Here is an 18,862-nt window from a genome sequence, read left to right as displayed (position 1 = left end):
CGCTTAGGCCAGAATCATCGACCATAAAAAAAGCTCTATATTGTTTATCACTATAGAGCTTTTTGATTTTTATCCACCATGGTAAGGAACTACTACCCTTCCCAGCTTTTTAGAAAAATTATTCAATAATTTAGAATAATCTACTACCATCATCAATAATTCTGAATTATCTTCTTGCGGATCAGAAATAAGTGAATTTTTTAATTCATGAATAAGTTTTGAAACCAAAAACCATCTCATAGAAAATATAGTCTCTGAAACGTTTTGTTCGATGGTTTCATTTTTATGCTTCGGAAAAATATTCTGTCCTTCCCAGTTATGAATGTTTACTTTTTCATCTTCCATTAAAATATTGGTCACTTCCTGTGCAAAATCAGGCTGTAAGTGCATCAAATATTTATCAAGACTAAAAGCCTCGTTTTGATTATAGAATTCAATAATATTAGTGTAAATATTTTGAAACAATGTGTTTGAAAGCTCTACCTCATCTTCCTGAAGACTCAAATAAACTTTTTCGTAAACTCTGTATCTTCGTTTTTCAGTAATTTCTTTAATATTTCCTTCTTCATCTGCTTTCAGAAAAACATCTTCAAAATCTTCTTCTACACTTCCGTAAAGCAATAATATTTCAATAATTTTTCTTTCAAAACCGTATAAAATGTCTACTTTCTCCTGTTCAGCAGGATACCCAAAATCACCCGGATAATTATCCGGCGGTCCATTTCTTGGATCTTCTGGATCTCCTCCGGAATAATTGGCATTTTTTGAAGGCTGATTTCTAACAACATCAAAAGGTTTTTGTTCCTGCTTTTGTTTTTTATTAGCGTCTGCAAGATCTTTTTGAATTAACTGCGCCAGCGTACTTACTAAAACCTGCTCCGAGATATCCATGATTCGGGCACATTCCTGAATGTATACTTCACGCTGAATACGGTCTGGTATTTTAGAAATACTCGTTACCATATCACGAATCAAGTCTGCTTTTTTGATTGGGTCGTTTTTAGCTTCATTCATCAGGATGGAAGCTTTAAACTGTATAAAATCTTTACTGTTTTCTTCTAAATAAGCAACTAAAGCGTCGTGCGAGTTTTTGCGGGCAAAACTATCAGGATCATCTCCATCAGGAAAAGTACAAACCCTGACATTCATACCTTCTTCCAGAATCAAATCGATTCCTCGAATAGAAGCTCGTAATCCAGCAGCATCGCCGTCAAAAAGTACCGTAATATTTCTGGTCAAACGATTCACTAATCGGATTTGATCCGGCGTTAAAGCTGTTCCTGAAGAAGCTACAACATTTTCAATTCCGGCTTGATTAAACTGAATAACATCCGTATAACCTTCTACCAAATAACAATTATTTAGTTTTGCAATTGACTGCTTTGCCTGATAAATTCCGTACAGGACTTTACTTTTATGGTAAATATCACTTTCGGGCGAATTCAGGTATTTTGCTGCTTTTTTATCGTTGGTTAAAATACGTCCTCCAAAACCTAAAACACGCCCCGACATACTGTGAATTGGGAACATTACACGACCTTTAAAACGGTCAAAAGGACGATCTTCTCTGGCAATTGTTAAACCTGTACTTTCAAGAAATTCTAATTTATAGCCTTTTCCTAGTGCTTCTTTAGTCAATGCATTCCAGGTTTCGGGAGAATATCCTAAATTAAATTTTTTGATCGTTTCGGCAGTAAATCCTCTTTCTTTAAAATAAGATAAACCAATGGCTTTTCCTTCTTCGGTATTAACCATAACATCCTCAAAATACTTTGCAGCAAATTCTGAAACCAGATACATACTTTCACGAACATCCGTCATTGCCTTTTCAGCATCTGTCTGTTGGGTTTCTTCGATTTCAATATTGTATTTTTTGGCTAAATACCGAATGGCTTCGGGATAGGTAAAATGCGAGTGTTCCATCAAAAAAGCAACTGAATTTCCGCCTTTTCCGGAACTAAAATCTTTCCAGATTCCTTTTGCAGGCGAAACCATAAACGAAGGCGAACGCTCATCAGAGAACGGACTCAAACCTTTGTAGTTACTTCCTGCGCGCTTTAAATTGACAAAATCACCAATAACCTCCTCAACGCGAGCAGTTTCAAAAACAGAATCTATTGTACTTTGTGAAATCAAAACGTAATTTATTTTTTAAAAATTATAGCTTGTAAAAGTACATAAATCAATCTTGAATTTTTAGAATTTAAAATAAAAAAAGTGCCTCTTTCGAAGCACTTTTTCTACTAACTAAACTCAAACTTTATTCTCAATTTAAATCAAGACGTAATCCTAAAGAAACATTATTTTCTTTGGTTAAATTATCCTGAAATATGGGATTTAAATCGTATTTAAAATATAAGCTCAATTCTCTGTAACCAATGTAAGAACTCAAACCGTAAATAAAGTTGTTTACATTATAATCGCCTTTAATTGTGGTTTTATATTTTAAATCGTCTTCTTCAAATTTTAAAATTTGTTTTGATTTTACATTGATTCCAGCGTAACCTCCCACTCCAAAACGGAAACTTTTGTGGGTTTTAAAATATTTTTTTCCGTTGTTTTCTCCTGCTTTTGTAAAATCAAATTCTAAGTGAACCGGCGCTACTAAATACACATTTCTAAAACGAGATTCTGTCAAATGAACCGGGTTTTCCACCAAATTGGTTTGATCGCCGTTTACCACAAAACTTCTGTTATCTGTTGGGCGAATATTATTATACATTAAGGAAAGCCCGTATTTTGCATGAAGCAGATTATCATTTTTCATTAATCTTGAGTTATACGTAAAACCCCATTCGTAAAAATGCGAACCCATAAAACGGTAATTAGAATCCTGAAGTTTTCCGTCGATCATGGTGTTGTTTAATCCCATTGCAAATACAAACTGTGATGTTGTTCTTTTTTCGCCATGAATTGAATCTTTGTCATGTCTGTTAGATTTCCATCGAATCATGTAGACTTTAGAAGAATCTTCTTTGATTTTTCCGTCGACTTTTTGCTGAACCAAATCGTTTAGTTCATTTTGTGCCAAAGTCACTTTTTCTTCGATAATTACAGCACGGGCTTCTGCTAATTCTTTTTTGCGTTTATCAGCTTGTTCCTGTGTAATTTTCCCTTCAGATAATTGCACATTTACTGCTTCAATTTCTTGTTTTAGGGTTTCTTTTTCTTCTTTGGTAATCTTTTCGATTTTATTAGCAATTTGCTTTGCTCTTGATTCAAAGGTTTCCTGTCCCAGTACTTTGCTTACGAATAAGAAAACCAGGATTACGAGGTAAATGGTAAAATTTTTCATGATTGATTGATGATGATTATTAATTGTTGATTGTTAATGATTAATGATTTGATTTTTATTCTCCATCGGGTTAAAACCCGACGCTACAATATGGATCGTTCCTTCGGAACTGAAAATCTGTACTCTTGCTTCTTATTGCATCTCCATCGGGTTGAAACCCGACGCTACAATATGAATCGTTCCTTCGGAACTGAAAATCTATATTCTTATTTCTTGCTTCTTTATTCTATGCTCTTTATTCTTTCTCCTGCTGGTTTCTATTTGCTAAAGCCACTTTTACCGTTTGGTAATTTTTATTGACTTTGGTAATTACTTTTTCTCTAAACGAAAGCTCTAATTCGCCATCGACTTGGTTTAGTAAATCAGAAGCATTGATTTTTACTTTTGATTTTTTTACTGAACTTTGAGCCAAAACGGTTTTTTCGGCCGTTTCTAGTAATTGATCTGTATTCTCTTTTTTAGGATTTTCGGTAACTACGACCGAGTTTGTATTCGATTGTTTTTCTTGATTGTTTTTGATGATGACTGAAGACTCCGCTATTTGATTTGATTCATTTTTAATGGTTTTATTTGGTGTTTGATTAAAGTTATTTTCTTTTTTATTTGATTTTTGTGCTTTCGTTTCTGTTGAAGCTTTTTCAGCAATTACAGTTTCAGTTTGAGCTGATTCAACTTTATTCAAAACTGGCTTAGCAATCGAATCTTTTTTAATATTTTCTTCGATTACAACACTTTTAGGCGTTTCGATCACATCTTTCTTTTGATTGAAAAAGAAAGTTCCAACTAATAAAAACCCAACAATACTAGCGGCGATATACAGCCATTTTCTATTTTTTCTTGGTTTTTTAGTTTCTTCGGCAACACTTAACATGGCATCTAATCGATCCCAGGCTTTTTCGCTTGGCTCAATTTTGCGTTGGTTTAGTTTTTCACGGAAATCCTTTTCAAAATTATTCGGTTCCATTATCTTGTTTTTTTAGAATAGTAATTTGTGTTTGCAGCATTTTTCTAGCGTGCGATAATTGCGATTTTGATGTTCCTTCATTAATTCCTAACATCTTAGCAATCTCATTATGTTTATATCCTTCGATGGCATATAAATTGAAAATCATTTTATAACCATCCGGTAGTGCATCAATTAAAAACTGAATTTGATCAACTGTAAACTGACTGTCGATTTCGTTGAAACTTTCTTCGACAAAAAATTCATCTTCGGCAAATTTTACTTTTTTCTGAACTCTTAAATAAGAAATACATTCGTTAACCATAATTCGGCGAATCCAGCCTTCAAAACTTCCTTTATGTTCAAAGTTTTTTAGATTCGTAAATACTTTCATGAAAGCCGTAATCATTACATCTTCTGCCAGCTGAATATCTTTTATATATTGTCGGCAAACGCTTAACATTTTCGAAGAAAACTTACTGTAAATCTGCTGCTGTGCTTGTCGATTATTTTCGACAGCAAGCTTTATGATTTTAGTTTCTTCTTGATGTAAATGAATAATTTTCATTAATAAGCTTTTCGGTTTTTGGTTTTAGAAACAGACTTCTATTAGCATAGACGCATGTCGATTTAAAATGGTTGCATGGGAGGTAAAAAAAAATCAATTTTTAAATTCCAAATTCCAAAACTATATCAGATTCTTGGTTTAAGAAGCATCTTGACTGAAAATAAAAATATATAAATTATATTTGATCAATAGTTTTATAGAAATGGGAAGAACAACAGAGTTTTTTAAATTGAATGCTGAAAAAGCAAAAAACAATTTAATTTTAGATTTACATTCTAAAACTAAATTTAAAAAGTCATTTGAAGATTTTATTATTGAAAGAAAAGCTGAATTTGGAGATCGTTATGTTGTAACATTTAATAATGTAATTCAAAAAGTTAGTTCTAATATTAATACTATTCTTCCAAAGGAATTATGGGAACTAACTTACTGGCTTGGCGAAATTGAGTATGAGAGAATATATCAACAAGGAGAAAATTATGAGAAAGTACGTAACGAATTATACATTAATAATGGCATAGAATCTCTTTATGAAGTACAAAGCACAAACGCATATGGCTTTATGTTTCAATATGGAAATTTTACTGATTATTTTGAAACAGACGAAACAGATGAACCATATGATGGAGGTAGAAATATAGATACCATAAAATTTATACGTTTTTTAGATTACATGATTCTTTTAATGAAAAAGATTTTAGAAGCTGATTTAACTTGGTACAAATATGACTTTTCTAAGGAAGAAATTGAAGAAACATCAAAAATTGAAAATCTAAACCAGGAGAATAAATTATTATTTGAAGTTATAGAATCCGAATCTATTTCACTAAAAGAAAACTTCTTCGTTGAAAAAGAAAAAGAAAATCTGGAAGAAAACTACAGATCCAGAAATGGTGATTATTATACTGTTTTTTGTGCTGATAACTTTTTTGAAAATTGTCTTAGAATGAAAAAAGAAATCGAAGAAATTAATACAAATATTTTAATCGTAGATTCAATCTAAAAATTATTTCTTTCTCTCAATAACGTAGTTTACCATTAAGGTAAGTGCCGCTTTGAATTCAGAATCCGGGTAATTATCTAAAAGGGAAAGTGCTTCCTGCTGAAATTGCACCATTTTGTTTTCGGCGTAAGCCAAACCATTATTATCTTTTACAAAGGCAATAACTTCTTTTACGCGTTTTTTGTCTTTGTTGTGGTTTTTGATGGAGTTTATCAACCACTTTTTTTCCTGCGGAGTACAAGTATTTAAAACGTGAATTAAAGGCAAAGTCATTTTTTGCTCTTTAATATCGATTCCGGTTGGTTTTCCGATGGCTTCTTCGCTGTAATCGAATAAGTCGTCTTTAATTTGAAATGCCATTCCGATCAATTCGCCAAACTTTCGCATATTCTCCACCTGAATATCATCTTCAATTACCGATTTTGCGCCAAGTGCACAACAAGCTGCAATAAGTGTTGCAGTCTTTTTTCGGATAATTTCGTAATAAACATCTTCGGTAATATCGAGTCTTCGTGCTTTTTCTATTTGAAGTAATTCACCTTCGCTCATTTCGCGAACGGCTACAGAAATGATTCGGAGTAAATCAAAATCGCCGTTATCGATAGAAAGCAGTAAGCCTTTTGAAAGTAAATAATCTCCAACTAAAACGGCTATTTTATTTTTCCAAAGTGCATTTATAGAAAAGAATCCGCGACGGCGATTACTGTCGTCCACCACATCATCATGAACCAAAGTTGCCGTATGAATTAATTCAATAACCGAAGCACCTCGATAGGTTCTTTCGTTTACAATGCCGCCGGAAACCATTTTTGCAGTCAGAAAAACAAACATCGGACGCATTTGTTTTCCTTTTCTGTTTACAATATAATAGGTGATTCTGTTTAGCAACGCAACCTTTGAAGTCATCGATTCGTGAAACTTTTTTTCAAAAAGTTCCATCTCGGTAATAATAGGCTGTTTTATTTGTGAAGTAATATTCATTTCGATTTCAAATATACTATTTTAAATAAAAAAACGTTGTCTATTTTATGTTAGTATATCTATAAATATGCACTAATTTAAAAAAAACAATCCAAAAACACCTCAATCTAATAACTAATTTGAATTCATTGAAAAGTAAAACCAAAAAAACTATTTATTATGAAAACAAAATTTTTATTAATTGGAACCTGTATCGCTTTATCATTATTTACAAGTTGTAATTCTGATGAAAACACAAATGACGGAACTAGCAAGGCTATTACTAATGACGAGATAATTGCAAATTCTAAAATAGATGCCTCTATTGAAGATGTTACGAATATTGCTGAAGACCAGTTTATTTCTCAGGTAAACATCAATAGCAAACCTTCTGGAAACATAAAACATTTTTTACCTGAATGCGCTGTTATTACAACAGTTTTAACGAATAATACTTTTACAAAAACAATAGATTTTGGCGTTGACGGCTGTACGCTTGATAACGGAAATACGGTAAAAGGAAAAATGGTGGTTTCGTTTTCTAATGATTTTTCGGCTTCTACTCAAACAATCAGTTATACGTTTGAAGGATTTTATCACAATGGTAAACTACTTCAGGGAAGTAAAAGCATTATTAGAACCGTAAAATCGACTGATTTACTGGCAGAAGCGCATCCGGTTTTAACAGCCGCAATTGATTTAACTATTACTTTTGATGACGGAAAGGTTTATGTCAGAAAAGGTTCGTTAGTAAAAGAAATGACTGCCGGTTATAACACTTGGTTCAATTGGGAAGACAATGTTTTTGTAGTGACCGGAAGCGGCACCACAACTTTACCAAACGGAGATACTTATACTGCAGAAATTACGACTCCATTAGAATTTAAAGCTTCGTGCAGAAAATCATTTGCAGTAAAAGGAGTTGTTGAAATAACTAAAAATGGAGCTTCGGCTACTATTGATTATGGCAATGGAGATTGCGATACTCTGGCTTCTGTAACCAAAGACGGCGTTACAGAAGAAATTGATTTGAAAAAATAAGATCCTTTTTGCCCACAAAAAAAGCATTAAAAACAAGATTCACCCTCGTTTTTAATGCTTTTTTTATTACCTATCAAATGTTCCTCTGGAACATCATTATATTGTCATTATTTTTTTTCTACCGATGAGATATTCCTAACGGAATATTAATCTTGGAGTGATATATCGTCAGCTACCGATCTGTAACTCCTAACGGAGTATATGTTTACCTGCTCTATTGTAATATCTCGGAGAGATTATATATAGGTAGGCATCATTTACGCGATATCGCTTTTGTCCCGTAGGGACTATACCGCATCTGCTTCTTTATTGGCTAATTGTCCGCAGGCAGCATCAATATCTTTTCCACGGCTGCGACGCATCTACCGATCTGTAACTCCTAACGGAGTATATCTCGGGAGATTAAATATCGGTAGCAAAAAATAGCATAATTCGCACCTTTGTCGCGTAGGAACTATACTGCATCCGCTTCTTTATTGGCCAATTGCCCGCAGGCAGCATCAATATCTTTTCCGCGGCTGCGACGCATCTACCGATCTGTAACTCCTAACGGAGTATATCTCGGAGAGATTAAATATCGATAGCAAAAAATAGCATAATTCGCACCTTTGTCCCGTAGGGACTATACTGCATCCGCTTCTTTATTGGCCAATTGCCCGCAGGCAGCGTCAATATCTTTTCCGCGGCTGCGACGTACTTTTACCACAACTCCAATATTTTCTAACGCTTTTATATAAGCTAAAATAGATTCTTCTGAAGCTTGTTGAAATTCACCGTCATCAATTGGATTGTATTCAATTAAATTGACTTTACACGGCACATATTTACAGAATTTCACTAATGCATCAACCGAAGCTTTATCATCGTTGATTCCTTTCCAAACTACATATTCGTATGAAATTTTGCTTTTGGTTTTTCTGTACCAATATTCTAATGCTTCTCGTAAATCTTTCAAAGGAAAATTTTTACTGAAAGGCATAATCTTCGCGCGAATTTCATCAATTGCCGAATGAAGTGAAACTGCCAGTTTGAATTTCACATCATCATCGGCCATTTTCTTGATCATCTTCGGAATTCCTGATGTCGAAAGCATAATACGCTTTGGCGACATTCCTAATCCTTCTGGCGATGTAACCATATCAATTGCTTTAATGACATTATTATAATTCATTAAAGGTTCGCCCATTCCCATAAAAACAATATTCGAAAGAGGATGATTGTGATACAAACGGCTTTCTTTATCAATTGCTAAAATCTGATCGTAGATTTCTCCCGGTTCCAGATTTCGCATTCTTTTTAAACGTGCAGTTGCGCAGAAATTACAATCTAAACTACACCCAACCTGACTTGAAACACAAGCTGTTGTTCTGGTTTCTGTTGGAATTAAAACAGATTCTACTACTAATCCGTCGTGCAGGCGAACGGCATTTTTTACTGTTCCGTCGCTGCTTCTCTGCATGGTATCAACCTTAATATGATTGATAACAAAATTTTCTTCAAGCATAGAACGTGTTGTTTTGGCAACATTCGTCATATCCTCAAAACTGTGTGCTCCTTTGCTCCAAAGCCATTCATACACTTGATTTCCACGAAAAGCTTTGTCATTATTTGCGACAAAAAAATCTCGTAACTGATCTTTTGATAAGGCTCTTATGTCTTTTTTCTCGATTTGCATGCTGCAAAGTTAATCACTTTTGTTCTTTTTTTCGATTTTTAGATGCATTCTTCGTTTATACTTTCTTGAATTTTATGCAAAATCATAAGCCTATTTACCTGTCAAAGCCTTACTATAATAATTTAATTAAAGTTTGGCTATGATTTTTATCATTTAATTTCGGCTGTCTGCTTGATAATTTTGATCTAAGAAATAAGGTCAGTTCACAACCACTTACAGAACTCTCCTGATTAAAATTAACAAATACCTATCAAGATGAAAACAATTAAATCAATCCTATTAACAGCAATTTTCACAACAATATCAATACAGCTAAACGCACAAAGAACTTATACTGTAGCAGCTGCTAAATCAACTTTTGAAGTTGCCGGAACTTCTACAGTTCACGATTGGACCATGAGATCTACAGAAGGAACTGGTATTGCCAACTTAACGGTAAAAGATTCTAAACTTACAGCGATAAACAGCCTAACTATTACCTTATTAGCAGAAAGTTTAAAAAGCAGTAAAACAAGCATGGATCAGGTGGCTTATGAAGCCTTAGATACTGAAACACATAAAACTATTGAATACGTTTTAAAATCTGCTGAAAAAATAAATGAATCAACCTGGATTCTAACCGGGACTTATACTATTGCCGGTGTCAGCAAAGAATACAAAACTCAGGTAAAAATAACGGCTGATAATGAAACTTTTATTCTACAGGGTTCTAACCAAATTACTTTTGGCGATTTTGAAATGACGCCTCCAAAAGCGGCTCTTGGTGTTGTTAAAACAGGTAAAGATTTAACTGTGATTTTCAACATCATGTTAAGCCAGATAAATCAGATTTCTGATCTGTAAACGACAATTACATTCTTGAAAATTTAATTTTTGATAAAACCCCGAATCACATTTTTGGGTTATAAATATGCTTTGCAAAAAAATGAAAACGTTGTAGTTTTTAAATACCATTTTAATAAAATTTTAACAATGATTTTTATCATGTATCTCGGTAAAATATAGGCAGATCTTTGATACAAGTTAAAACAGCATTCTTAGTACTAAAGAAAATCGGACGATTTGTTAACTTATTTTTCACAATAAAAACATGACAAAAATGAAAACCAATAAAATAAAATTATTCGCATTTGTAATTGCCCTTTTCGGAATTACTTCAATTGCTACAGCACAAAAATCATATTCTTTAGATGACAAAGCTGCATTTTCAGTTGCAGGAACTTCAACATTGCACGATTGGGAAATGAAGTCGGCTTCAGGAACCGGAACAGCAAACTTTTCAATAGCAAATTCAAAACTTACTGAAATAGAATCCCTATCGGTTACTCTATTGGCAGAAAGTGTGAAAAGCGAGAAAAAAAGCATGGATAAAGTGGCTTACGAAGCTTTAAAAACAGATAAAAACAAAAACATCAAATATGTTTTAAAATCTGCCGAAAAAGTAAATGAAACCACTTGGGAATTGACCGGAACTTACACCATTGCAGGAGTTAGTAAAGTTTATAAAACGACTGTAAAAACAACTGTTACAAAAGATGGTTTAAACATGCAGGGGTCTAACAAAATCACTTTTGCGGAGTTTGGAATGAAAGCGCCAACTGCCATGCTTGGAACTATTAAAACAGGACAGGATTTAACGATAAAATTCAATTTAAACTTTAATTTATAAACGCCATGAAAAAAATTTATATCCTATGTATAACATTAGTCAGCACGTTTGCTGTTAATGCTCAGGTAAGTTTTGGCCACATTCAAAACCAGATTCCACGAAGCCAAAAAGGTATTAATCAATTTGATGTAAAAAAAGATACTGTTGCTTATAAAGGATTAAGTGTCGATATGGGAGCCGCTTTTGCACTTCAATTTCAAGCTTTAAACTCGTTTAACGATCAAAAAAACTTAGCCACGGCGCCAGGTTACAGATTAAATAATTTAGAAAATAATTTCAATTTACCAAATGCAAACTTCACGATTGGGGCTCAATTATATGATGGTGTACGTGTAAACTTAGATGTATATCTGGCTTCCAGACACCACAACGAAACTTGGGTAAAAGGTGGTTATTTGCAAATTGACAAACTTGATTTCATTAAAAAAGATTTCCTTGCTGATTTCATGCAGTATACAACGATCAAAATTGGTCAAATGGAAAACAACTACGGTGATGCACATTTTAGAAGATCTGATAACGGAAATGCGTTTATGAATCCGTTTGTTGGGAACAATATAATGGATGCGTTCATTACTGAAATGGGAGCTGAAGTTTATTATAACAGATCAGGCTTTGTAAGCATGATTGGAGTAACAAATTCTAAATTAAATCAAAATGTTCAGGAAGTTGTAGCGGCAAATCCTACAGCAGCAAAACCAGATAATAATACAACCATAAGCCCTTCTATTCTTGCAAAATTAGGCTGGGATAAACAAATCAACGACGATTTGAGAATTAGATTAACAGGTTCTTATTATCATACAGCAAATTCTAGCGGAAATTTATATTCTTCTGATAGAGCAGGAAGCCGTTTTTATGGCGTAATGAGTCATTCTGATTACAATATTATCGATCCGGCTACCGGAACACCTATTAGCACTGTTGCAAACAACTTTGATCCAACGGCTAATAAAGACACTGGAAGGTTTAATCCGGGATACGGAAACTGGGCAACATCATATATGATAAACCCATTTATTAAATATAGAGGTCTTGAGTTTTTTGGAACGTTAGAATTTACTTCTGGAGGAGATTACAAAGGAACAGATGACACTCGTAAAGTAAATCAATATGTTGGTGATTTAGTTTATCGTTTTGGAGAGAATGAAAGATTTTATGTGGGTGGAAAATACAATTTAGTTGACGGAAAATTAGCTAATGCAAATGCTAAAGCAATTCAAATAAACAGGTTTGAGGCTGCTGCAGGATGGTTTATGACCAGAAACGTTTTGGCAAAATTAGAATATGTAGATCAAAACTATGAAAACTTCGCTCAATTTAACGGAGTAACTCCAAACGATCTTTTCGGCGGAAGCTTTAAAGGACTTATGTTCGAAGCAGTAATTTCATTTTGATAAAATGTACAAAAGATTTATTTTTTTAATTATGGGTTTAGCGGCTTTCTTTTTATCAGGAAGTGCTAAACCCACTTTTTTAACAGAAGAGACAACCTTAGTAATAAATAAAATTAAAATAGAAATTACAGGAGCATCTACTGTTGGCAAATACAATTGTTCAAATACTTTTTCAATAAAAGATACGGTTTATATAAATTCAGCTAAAAAAGAAGCTTTTAATACCGAAATCAAAATGTCAAACTTTGACTGCGGTAATAAAATAATGACGAAAGATTTACAGGGAACTGTAAAAGTAAAACAATTTCCAAATAGTACGGTTTGTATTACTGATGTAAAACCAAATGGTAAAAATTACAAATGCAGATTAAACTTTTATATCACCGATAAAACTTTAAAATACAAAGATTTTATTTTATATAATTCTGATGATAAAATTCAGGGGACACTAAATTTAAAATTTTCTGATATTGACTTAGAACCGCCCGTAAAAATGGCCGGATTAATAAAAGTAAAAGATGATATTGTGATAAATTTCAGCCTTTACAAAAACTAAAACTTACTTTTAAAAAGCTTCAGCAAAAAAATTTCTTCAACTTTTCAAAACTGCAAAAATTTGGCACAAGAATTGTCTTGCACTCAAAAGAAAAGTAATCTTACAAAGCGCGCCATAATTTTAAAATTTGTATTTTTATTATTCCACTTTATAACCTTTTAAATTTTATAACCTAAAAAGACAATTTATTATGAAAAAACATTTTTTAAGTTTAGCTGTTGTTGCATTATTAGCTTTGGGATTACAATCTTGCGAGAAGAAAGAACCTAAACCTGCAGATGAAGAATTAACTCTTGGAAACAAAGTTGACTCCTTAACAACAGATATTGAAGAAGTGAAAGACAGCGCTGTAAGCAAAACAGAAGAGGCTGCTGCAAAAGCTAAAGATGCTACTCAAAATGCTGTACAAGATGTAAAAGATGGAGCTAAAAAAGCAGCATCTGATGTTGAAAGTGCAGCTAAGAAAACAGCAACTGATGTAAAAGACGCTACGAAAAAAGGAGCTGAAAAAGTTGAAAATGCTGCAAAAGCTGCAAAAGACGGAACTGTGAAAACAGCTAAAGATGTAAATGAAGCTTTGAAAAAATAATTTTCAAATTAAAACTAAAAACAGAAAGCCATTCGCCTAAACGAATGGTTTTTTTATGCAAAATAGTCAGCGGATATTTTTTGTATTTTTGCATTCAATTACAACAACTACAAGATGCATTTTATATCACAAGAATTAGAAGATTATATCGAGCAGCATTCTGAAAACGAACCAGAATTATTAGCGAAACTTAATAAAGAAACCTACCAAAAAATACTTTTACCGAGAATGTTAAGCGGTCATTTTCAAGGCCGTGTTTTAAGTATGCTTTCTAAATTAATTCGTCCCGTAAATATTCTTGAAATTGGGACTTATACAGGTTATGCCGCGCTTTGCTTATGTGAAGGAATGCAGGAAAACGGACAATTGCATACTATTGATATTAAAGAAGAATTGATTGATTTTCAAAGAAAGTATTTTGATGCTTCTCCTTGGGGAAATCAAATTTTTCAGCATTTAGGCGAAGCCATAGATATTATCCCAACTATTGACGTAAAATTTGATTTGGTATTTATTGATGCTGATAAGGAAAATTACCTCAATTATTGGGAAATGATTGTTCCAAAGATGAATAAAGGCGGCATTATTTTATCTGATAATGTTTTGTGGAGCGGAAAAATCCTAGAACCGGTTCACCCAAATGACGTAAGCACAAAAGTACTTTTAGAATATAATCTACATTTAAAAAATGATCCAAGAGTGGAAACGGTTTTATTGCCAATTCGCGATGGATTGACCGTTTCAAGAGTATTATAAAAAATCAATAGCCTCCAGCTTTAGCTGGAGAAACCTATTTAAGAAAAGTCAAGGGCTTTAGCCAAATTAAACACTAGTAGATAATTTGGCTAAAGCCCTTTATTCAATTCTATTTTACCTCCAGCTAAAGCTGGAGGCAATTCAACAAGCACCTAATCATGAATTACAGCACCGAAATAAACTTTGAAGGTTTTGCAATAATAAACAATGTTTATACTGAAAATGAAATTGAAAATCTGATTTCATTAATCGAAAATGTAACCGAAAATGATTCTGATAATGCTACTTTTAGAAAATCTCAGGATTTATTTGCTATCAGACAATTTCATAAAGAAGTACCTGAAACCTTAGATTTTATTTTCAATCAAAATTTAAAAGATATTATCGAATCTAATTTTGGAAAAGGATATTTCATTACCAAATCAATTTACTTTAATAAACCTGAAAAATCAAATTGGTTTGTGGCTTATCATCAGGATTTAACTATTTCTGTAGATAAAAAAATTGAAGCCGAAAATTTTGAAAACTGGACTGTAAAACAAAATCAGTTTGCGGTTCAGCCGCCAAAAGAAATTTTAGAAGATAATTTTACGATTAGAATTCATATCGACAAAACCACAAAAGACAACGGTGCTTTAAAAGTTATCAATAATTCCCATTCAAAAGGAATTTTGAGAATCGAAAATTTAGATTTTGAAAACGAAAAAGAAACAATCTGCGAAGTCGAAAAAGGCGGAATTATGATTATGAAACCTTTATTGTTTCACGCTTCAAACAAAACCACAAACAACGAAAGAAGAAGAGTTATTCATATTGAATTCAGCAAACAAGAACTTCCCACAGGGCTAGAATGGAGTGAAAGAAAAATTCTTGAAAATAATTTAGACGACTTCAAGAGTATTATAAAATAAAAAATTCAATAGCCTCCAGCTTCAGCTGGAGATAAAAAAGCTAAAAAAAGAAAAAGGCTTTAGCCAAATACCCAGTGTATTTTGGCTAAAGCCTTCTTAATTTTATCTATAGACTCTCCAGCTAAAGCTGGAGGCAATTTATCCAAATTTTATATGAGAAAACTTAGAAGCTTAGTATCTTAGAAACTCAGAACCTTAGATTATCCCGGAAAATATTGCGGTTTCAACCTTCTGTAAGCTAAAAAGATTAAGAATCCGAAAAGAGCTCCAAAGAAATACCCTGTTAGAATATCACCCGGATAATGTAATCCCAAATAAATTCGGCTATAAGCAAAAATTAAAGGCCATAAGAATAACAAACCAAAATATTTGAAATGACGTTTTAAAACCAAATATAAAAAGGTTGCAACGGCCATTGTGTTTGCAGCATGTCCTGAGAAAAAGCTAAAAGATTTTCTAACCTGAACCACTCTGATAATTGTATTGACATCAGGATCATTACAAGGGCGCAAACGCTGAAAAATATGTTTAAACAAATTACAAGTCTGATCTGTAAAAGCGATTAAAATTGCGACAAAAAGTAATATATACAAGGTTTGCTTTCCCCCTACTTTTCTATAAATAAGATAAAACAACAGCAAAAAGAATGGTGTCCAATTCAACTGTTCGGTAATAATCAGCCAGAATTTATCATATTTTTCAGAACCTAAACCGTTTAGATATACCAATAAATTGACATCTAATTCTTTTATTTTTTCAAGCATATTATCTTTGGCGTTTTATAGGTCCCGAAAGTGATTCAATATCTTCTTTTACTTTGTCAATTTCTGTGGCAGTTTCACCTAACAGATTACTGGATAAATTAGTAGTATCGCCTAACAAATTAGATTTTGCATCATTAATTTGTGCGTTAATATTACCTGTAATATCAGTCAAAGATTTCGTGTCAAGACCATTCGCCTCTGCACCTTTTTGAATTTCACTTTTTATATCGTTGGTTGCATTTTTTAACTGCGCCATTGCTTTACCCATAGTGCGGGCAATTTCCGGCACCTTATCAGAACCAAAAAGCATTAGTACTATAAACAGTATGAAAACTAATTCTCCTCCTCCTATACCAAACATATCTTTTATTTTTGTTGTGCCACAAAGATATTAAATTTTGAAGCGCACAGTTTTAAAATTTACTTAAAAAAAAAGACTCTTTTCAGAGTCTTTTTCGTTTGTTCTTAGTCAAATTTTGATTTTTGCTCAGCCTTTGGCCATGAATTATTTGTTACATCGATATCTGCCGTAAGTAATTTTGGATCTATCTGAATGCTTTTTACAGGTTTTGTAGTCGCATAAACTTTTTTAGCTGTATCATTACTTTTTCTCCAGATTTGAGCTGGATATTGGTAATTATCTTTTGTACCATCTTCATAAGTAATTTCAACAAGAATTGGCATAATCATTCCGCCCGGTTTGTTGAATTCAACTTCATAAAAATATTTAGGCGATTTAATGCTTGCTTTTTCCTCAGCAGTAAAAGTCTGGTTCACATAATCAGCCAATGGTTTTACATCTTCTAATTTTAATGCTTTTTTGCTTGAAGCGGTAACTTCTGGATTATCTCCTGAAACTAAGTAAACAAAAGGGCCTTTTTCAAATCCAAAACGACCTTTTCTCACTTTTACATCTTTAATGTCAGCAGTTGGAGTTTCAGAAACATAATATTGTTTTACATCTTTAATTCCAATATCTACAAAATCAGTTGAATAAAACCAGCCTCTAAAAAACCAATCTAAATCTACAGCAGATGCATCTTCCATAGTTCTAAAGAAATCCTCTGGAGTTGGGTGTTTAAATTTCCATCTGTTTGCGTATGTTTTAAAAGCATAATCAAACAATTCTCTTCCCATAACTACTTCTCTTAAAATATTAAGACCTGTAGCCGGTTTTCCGTAAGCATTATTTCCAAATTGGTGAATCGTTTCAGAGTTAGACATAATTGGCTCTAAAAACTTTTGATCTCCACTCATATAAGGAACAATATTTTTTGCAGGTCCGCGTCGTGAAGGGAAAGTTGGATCTAATTCCTGTTCAGCCAAATATTCTAAAAATGAATTTAAACCTTCATCCATCCAAGTCCATTGACGTTCATCAGAGTTTACAATCATTGGGAAGAAGGTGTGTCCAACTTCGTGAATAATAACACCAATCATTCCGTTTTTAACCTCTTTAGTCGTAACACCATTTTCATCCGGACGACCAAAATTCCAGCAAATCATTGGATATTCCATTCCCTGATCTTCTGCAGAAACAGAAACCGCTTTAGGATAAGGATAATCAAAAGTATGAGATGAATAGCTTTTTAAAGTATGTGCAACTGTAAGTGTTGAAGTTTCTCCCCAAAGCGGGTTTGCTTCTTTTGGATAAACAGATTCTGCCATAACAGTTTTGTTTCCAATTTTTACAGCCATTGCATCGTAAATGAATTTTCTTGAAGAAGCAATTCCGAAATCACGCACATTTTTAGCACTGAATTTCCATGTTTTTTTCTTTTCAGAAAAACCTTTTTCAGCTGCTTCAGCTTCAGCCTGAGTTACAATAACAACAGGTTTATCAAAAGATTTTTGAGCCTGCTCGTAACGTTTAACTTGTTCTGCTGTAAAAACTTCGCTTCTGTTTGTTAATTCTCCTGTTGCATCAATTACGTGATCTGCAGGAACTGTAATACTTACATCAAAGTTTCCGAAAGGAAGAGCAAACTCTCCGCTTCCCCAGAACTGCATATTCTGCCATCCTTCAACATCGTTGTAAACTGCCATTCTAGGATAGAATTGCGCAATTACATATAATTTATTACCATCTTTTTCGAAAAATTCATAACCAGAACGTCCGCCTTCTTTTCTGTAATTATTGATGTTATACCACCATTTTATAGAAAATGAAATTTTTTCTCCCGGTTTTAAAGGCGCAGCCAAATTGATACGCATCATCGTTTCGTTTATCGTATAAGACATTGGAGTTCCTTTAGCGTCTTTTACCTGCTCGATATTAAAACCGCGCTCTAAATCTTTTTTCAAATATTTAGATGAAAAACCATCAAGAGCTAAAACCTGATTGATTTTTTCTCCTTCTGCTAAAGAAGTCTGTCCATTTGCTCTCGCTTGATTTTGATCTAACTGAACCCATAAATACTCTAAAGTATCTGGTGAATTGTTAGAATATGTGATTGTTTCTGCACCGGTTAATTTTGAATTTTTATCATCTAATTCAACATCAATTTTATAATCTGCCTGCTGTTGGTAATAAGCAGGGCCCGGCGCTCCAGAAGCTGTACGAAACATGTTTGGTGTTGCCAGCAAATCGTACATCTGGCTAAATTTATTTGTGTCGTAACTGCCTTGCTGCTTTGGTGTCGCAGCTTTTTCCTGAGCAACTAACATTGCAGGAAAAATTAATAATAATGAAAGCTTTTTCATAAAAGTCTAATGGTAATTTTTGTCAGGGTGTG

The 18,862-nt window shown here is 33.2% G+C and carries 18 protein-coding genes; 9 read left to right on the top strand and 9 right to left on the bottom strand.

What is annotated here, in order from left to right:
- Nucleotides 1-69 precede the first annotated feature (69 nt).
- The 4 genes from dnaG to NLJ00_RS09460 form a co-directional block, all read right to left on the bottom strand.
- Nucleotides 70-2,136, bottom strand: coding sequence for a DNA primase (gene dnaG / locus NLJ00_RS09475; protein ID WP_256637021.1), 2,067 nt, complete (start codon nt 2,134-2,136; stop codon nt 70-72).
- Nucleotides 2,137-2,266: 130 nt separating this feature from the next.
- On the bottom strand, nt 2,267-3,295 hold the full coding sequence (locus NLJ00_RS09470; protein ID WP_256637020.1) for a hypothetical protein: 1,029 nt from the start codon (nt 3,293-3,295) through the stop codon (nt 2,267-2,269).
- A 235-nt stretch (nt 3,296-3,530) separates the two neighbouring features.
- Entirely contained in the window at nt 3,531-4,259 is a 729-nt protein-coding gene (locus tag NLJ00_RS09465) for a hypothetical protein (protein ID WP_256637019.1), read from the bottom strand.
- Nucleotides 4,246-4,806 carry an RNA polymerase sigma factor gene (locus tag NLJ00_RS09460; protein WP_180857435.1) on the bottom strand — a complete coding sequence of 187 codons (561 nt, stop codon included), beginning with the start codon at nt 4,804-4,806 and terminating at the stop codon, nt 4,246-4,248. The genes NLJ00_RS09465 and NLJ00_RS09460 overlap by 14 nt, the downstream gene beginning before the upstream one ends.
- 202 nt (nt 4,807-5,008) lie before the next feature.
- Between NLJ00_RS09460 and NLJ00_RS09455 the strand changes: the two genes are divergently transcribed.
- Nucleotides 5,009-5,809: a hypothetical protein gene (locus NLJ00_RS09455; protein ID WP_256637018.1), complete on the top strand. Its 801-nt coding sequence runs from the start codon at nt 5,009-5,011 to the stop codon at nt 5,807-5,809.
- 3 nt (nt 5,810-5,812) lie between these two features.
- Here NLJ00_RS09455 and NLJ00_RS09450 read toward each other — a convergent pair whose 3' ends face one another.
- Complete coding sequence (locus NLJ00_RS09450) at nt 5,813-6,790, bottom strand: polyprenyl synthetase family protein (protein WP_180857437.1); 978 nt, start codon at nt 6,788-6,790, stop codon at nt 5,813-5,815.
- Nucleotides 6,791-6,949: 159 nt separating this feature from the next.
- Between NLJ00_RS09450 and NLJ00_RS09445 the strand changes: the two genes are divergently transcribed.
- Entirely contained in the window at nt 6,950-7,810 is an 861-nt protein-coding gene (locus NLJ00_RS09445) for a hypothetical protein (protein ID WP_256637017.1), read from the top strand.
- Between the two features lie 622 nt (nt 7,811-8,432).
- On the opposite strand, the gene rlmN is transcribed toward NLJ00_RS09445, so the two are convergent.
- Complete coding sequence (gene rlmN / locus NLJ00_RS09440; protein WP_053472076.1) at nt 8,433-9,485, bottom strand: 23S rRNA (adenine(2503)-C(2))-methyltransferase RlmN; 1,053 nt, start codon at nt 9,483-9,485, stop codon at nt 8,433-8,435.
- A gap of 255 nt (nt 9,486-9,740) precedes the next feature.
- Here rlmN and NLJ00_RS09435 point away from each other — a divergent pair, with 255 nt between their 5' ends.
- The 7 genes from NLJ00_RS09435 (at nt 9,741) to NLJ00_RS09405 (ending at nt 15,363) form a co-directional block, all read left to right on the top strand.
- The gene (locus NLJ00_RS09435) at nt 9,741-10,328 is read left to right on the top strand and encodes a YceI family protein (RefSeq protein ID WP_256637016.1); all 588 of its coding nucleotides are present in this window, start codon (nt 9,741-9,743) and stop codon (nt 10,326-10,328) included.
- Between the two features lie 256 nt (nt 10,329-10,584).
- Nucleotides 10,585-11,154, top strand: coding sequence for a YceI family protein (locus NLJ00_RS09430; RefSeq protein WP_256637015.1), 570 nt, complete (start codon nt 10,585-10,587; stop codon nt 11,152-11,154).
- A gap of 5 nt (nt 11,155-11,159) precedes the next feature.
- On the top strand, nt 11,160-12,551 hold the full coding sequence (locus NLJ00_RS09425; protein WP_256637014.1) for a hypothetical protein: 1,392 nt from the start codon (nt 11,160-11,162) through the stop codon (nt 12,549-12,551).
- A gap of 4 nt (nt 12,552-12,555) precedes the next feature.
- Nucleotides 12,556-13,107, top strand: coding sequence for a YceI family protein (locus NLJ00_RS09420; RefSeq protein ID WP_256637013.1), 552 nt, complete (start codon nt 12,556-12,558; stop codon nt 13,105-13,107).
- A gap of 190 nt (nt 13,108-13,297) precedes the next feature.
- The gene (locus NLJ00_RS09415; RefSeq protein WP_053472071.1) at nt 13,298-13,696 is read left to right on the top strand and encodes a hypothetical protein; all 399 of its coding nucleotides are present in this window, start codon (nt 13,298-13,300) and stop codon (nt 13,694-13,696) included.
- Nucleotides 13,697-13,810: 114 nt separating this feature from the next.
- Nucleotides 13,811-14,452 carry an O-methyltransferase gene (locus tag NLJ00_RS09410; RefSeq protein ID WP_256637012.1) on the top strand — a complete coding sequence of 214 codons (642 nt, stop codon included), beginning with the start codon at nt 13,811-13,813 and terminating at the stop codon, nt 14,450-14,452.
- Nucleotides 14,453-14,610: 158 nt separating this feature from the next.
- Nucleotides 14,611-15,363 (top strand): phytanoyl-CoA dioxygenase family protein, encoded by a 753-nt coding sequence (locus tag NLJ00_RS09405; protein WP_256637011.1) that lies wholly within the window; start codon nt 14,611-14,613, stop codon nt 15,361-15,363.
- A 200-nt stretch (nt 15,364-15,563) separates the two neighbouring features.
- Here NLJ00_RS09405 and NLJ00_RS09400 read toward each other — a convergent pair whose 3' ends face one another.
- The 3 genes from NLJ00_RS09400 to NLJ00_RS09390 form a co-directional block, all read right to left on the bottom strand.
- A complete protein-coding gene (locus tag NLJ00_RS09400) occupies nt 15,564-16,127 on the bottom strand; it encodes a phosphatase PAP2 family protein (RefSeq protein WP_256637010.1) in 564 nt (187 codons plus the stop codon).
- A gap of 1 nt (nt 16,128) precedes the next feature.
- Nucleotides 16,129-16,488: a Sec-independent protein translocase subunit TatA/TatB gene (locus tag NLJ00_RS09395; RefSeq protein WP_256637009.1), complete on the bottom strand. Its 360-nt coding sequence runs from the start codon at nt 16,486-16,488 to the stop codon at nt 16,129-16,131.
- 104 nt (nt 16,489-16,592) lie between these two features.
- Nucleotides 16,593-18,830, bottom strand: a complete 2,238-nt coding sequence (locus tag NLJ00_RS09390; RefSeq protein ID WP_256637008.1) for a M1 family metallopeptidase — start codon at nt 18,828-18,830, stop codon at nt 16,593-16,595.
- Nucleotides 18,831-18,862 lie beyond the last annotated feature (32 nt).

Origin of the sequence: Flavobacterium panici (genome assembly GCF_024499525.1) — a bacterium.
GTDB lineage: Bacteria > Bacteroidota > Bacteroidia > Flavobacteriales > Flavobacteriaceae > Flavobacterium > Flavobacterium panici.
This window is presented reverse-complemented; position numbering and strand designations above follow the sequence as displayed.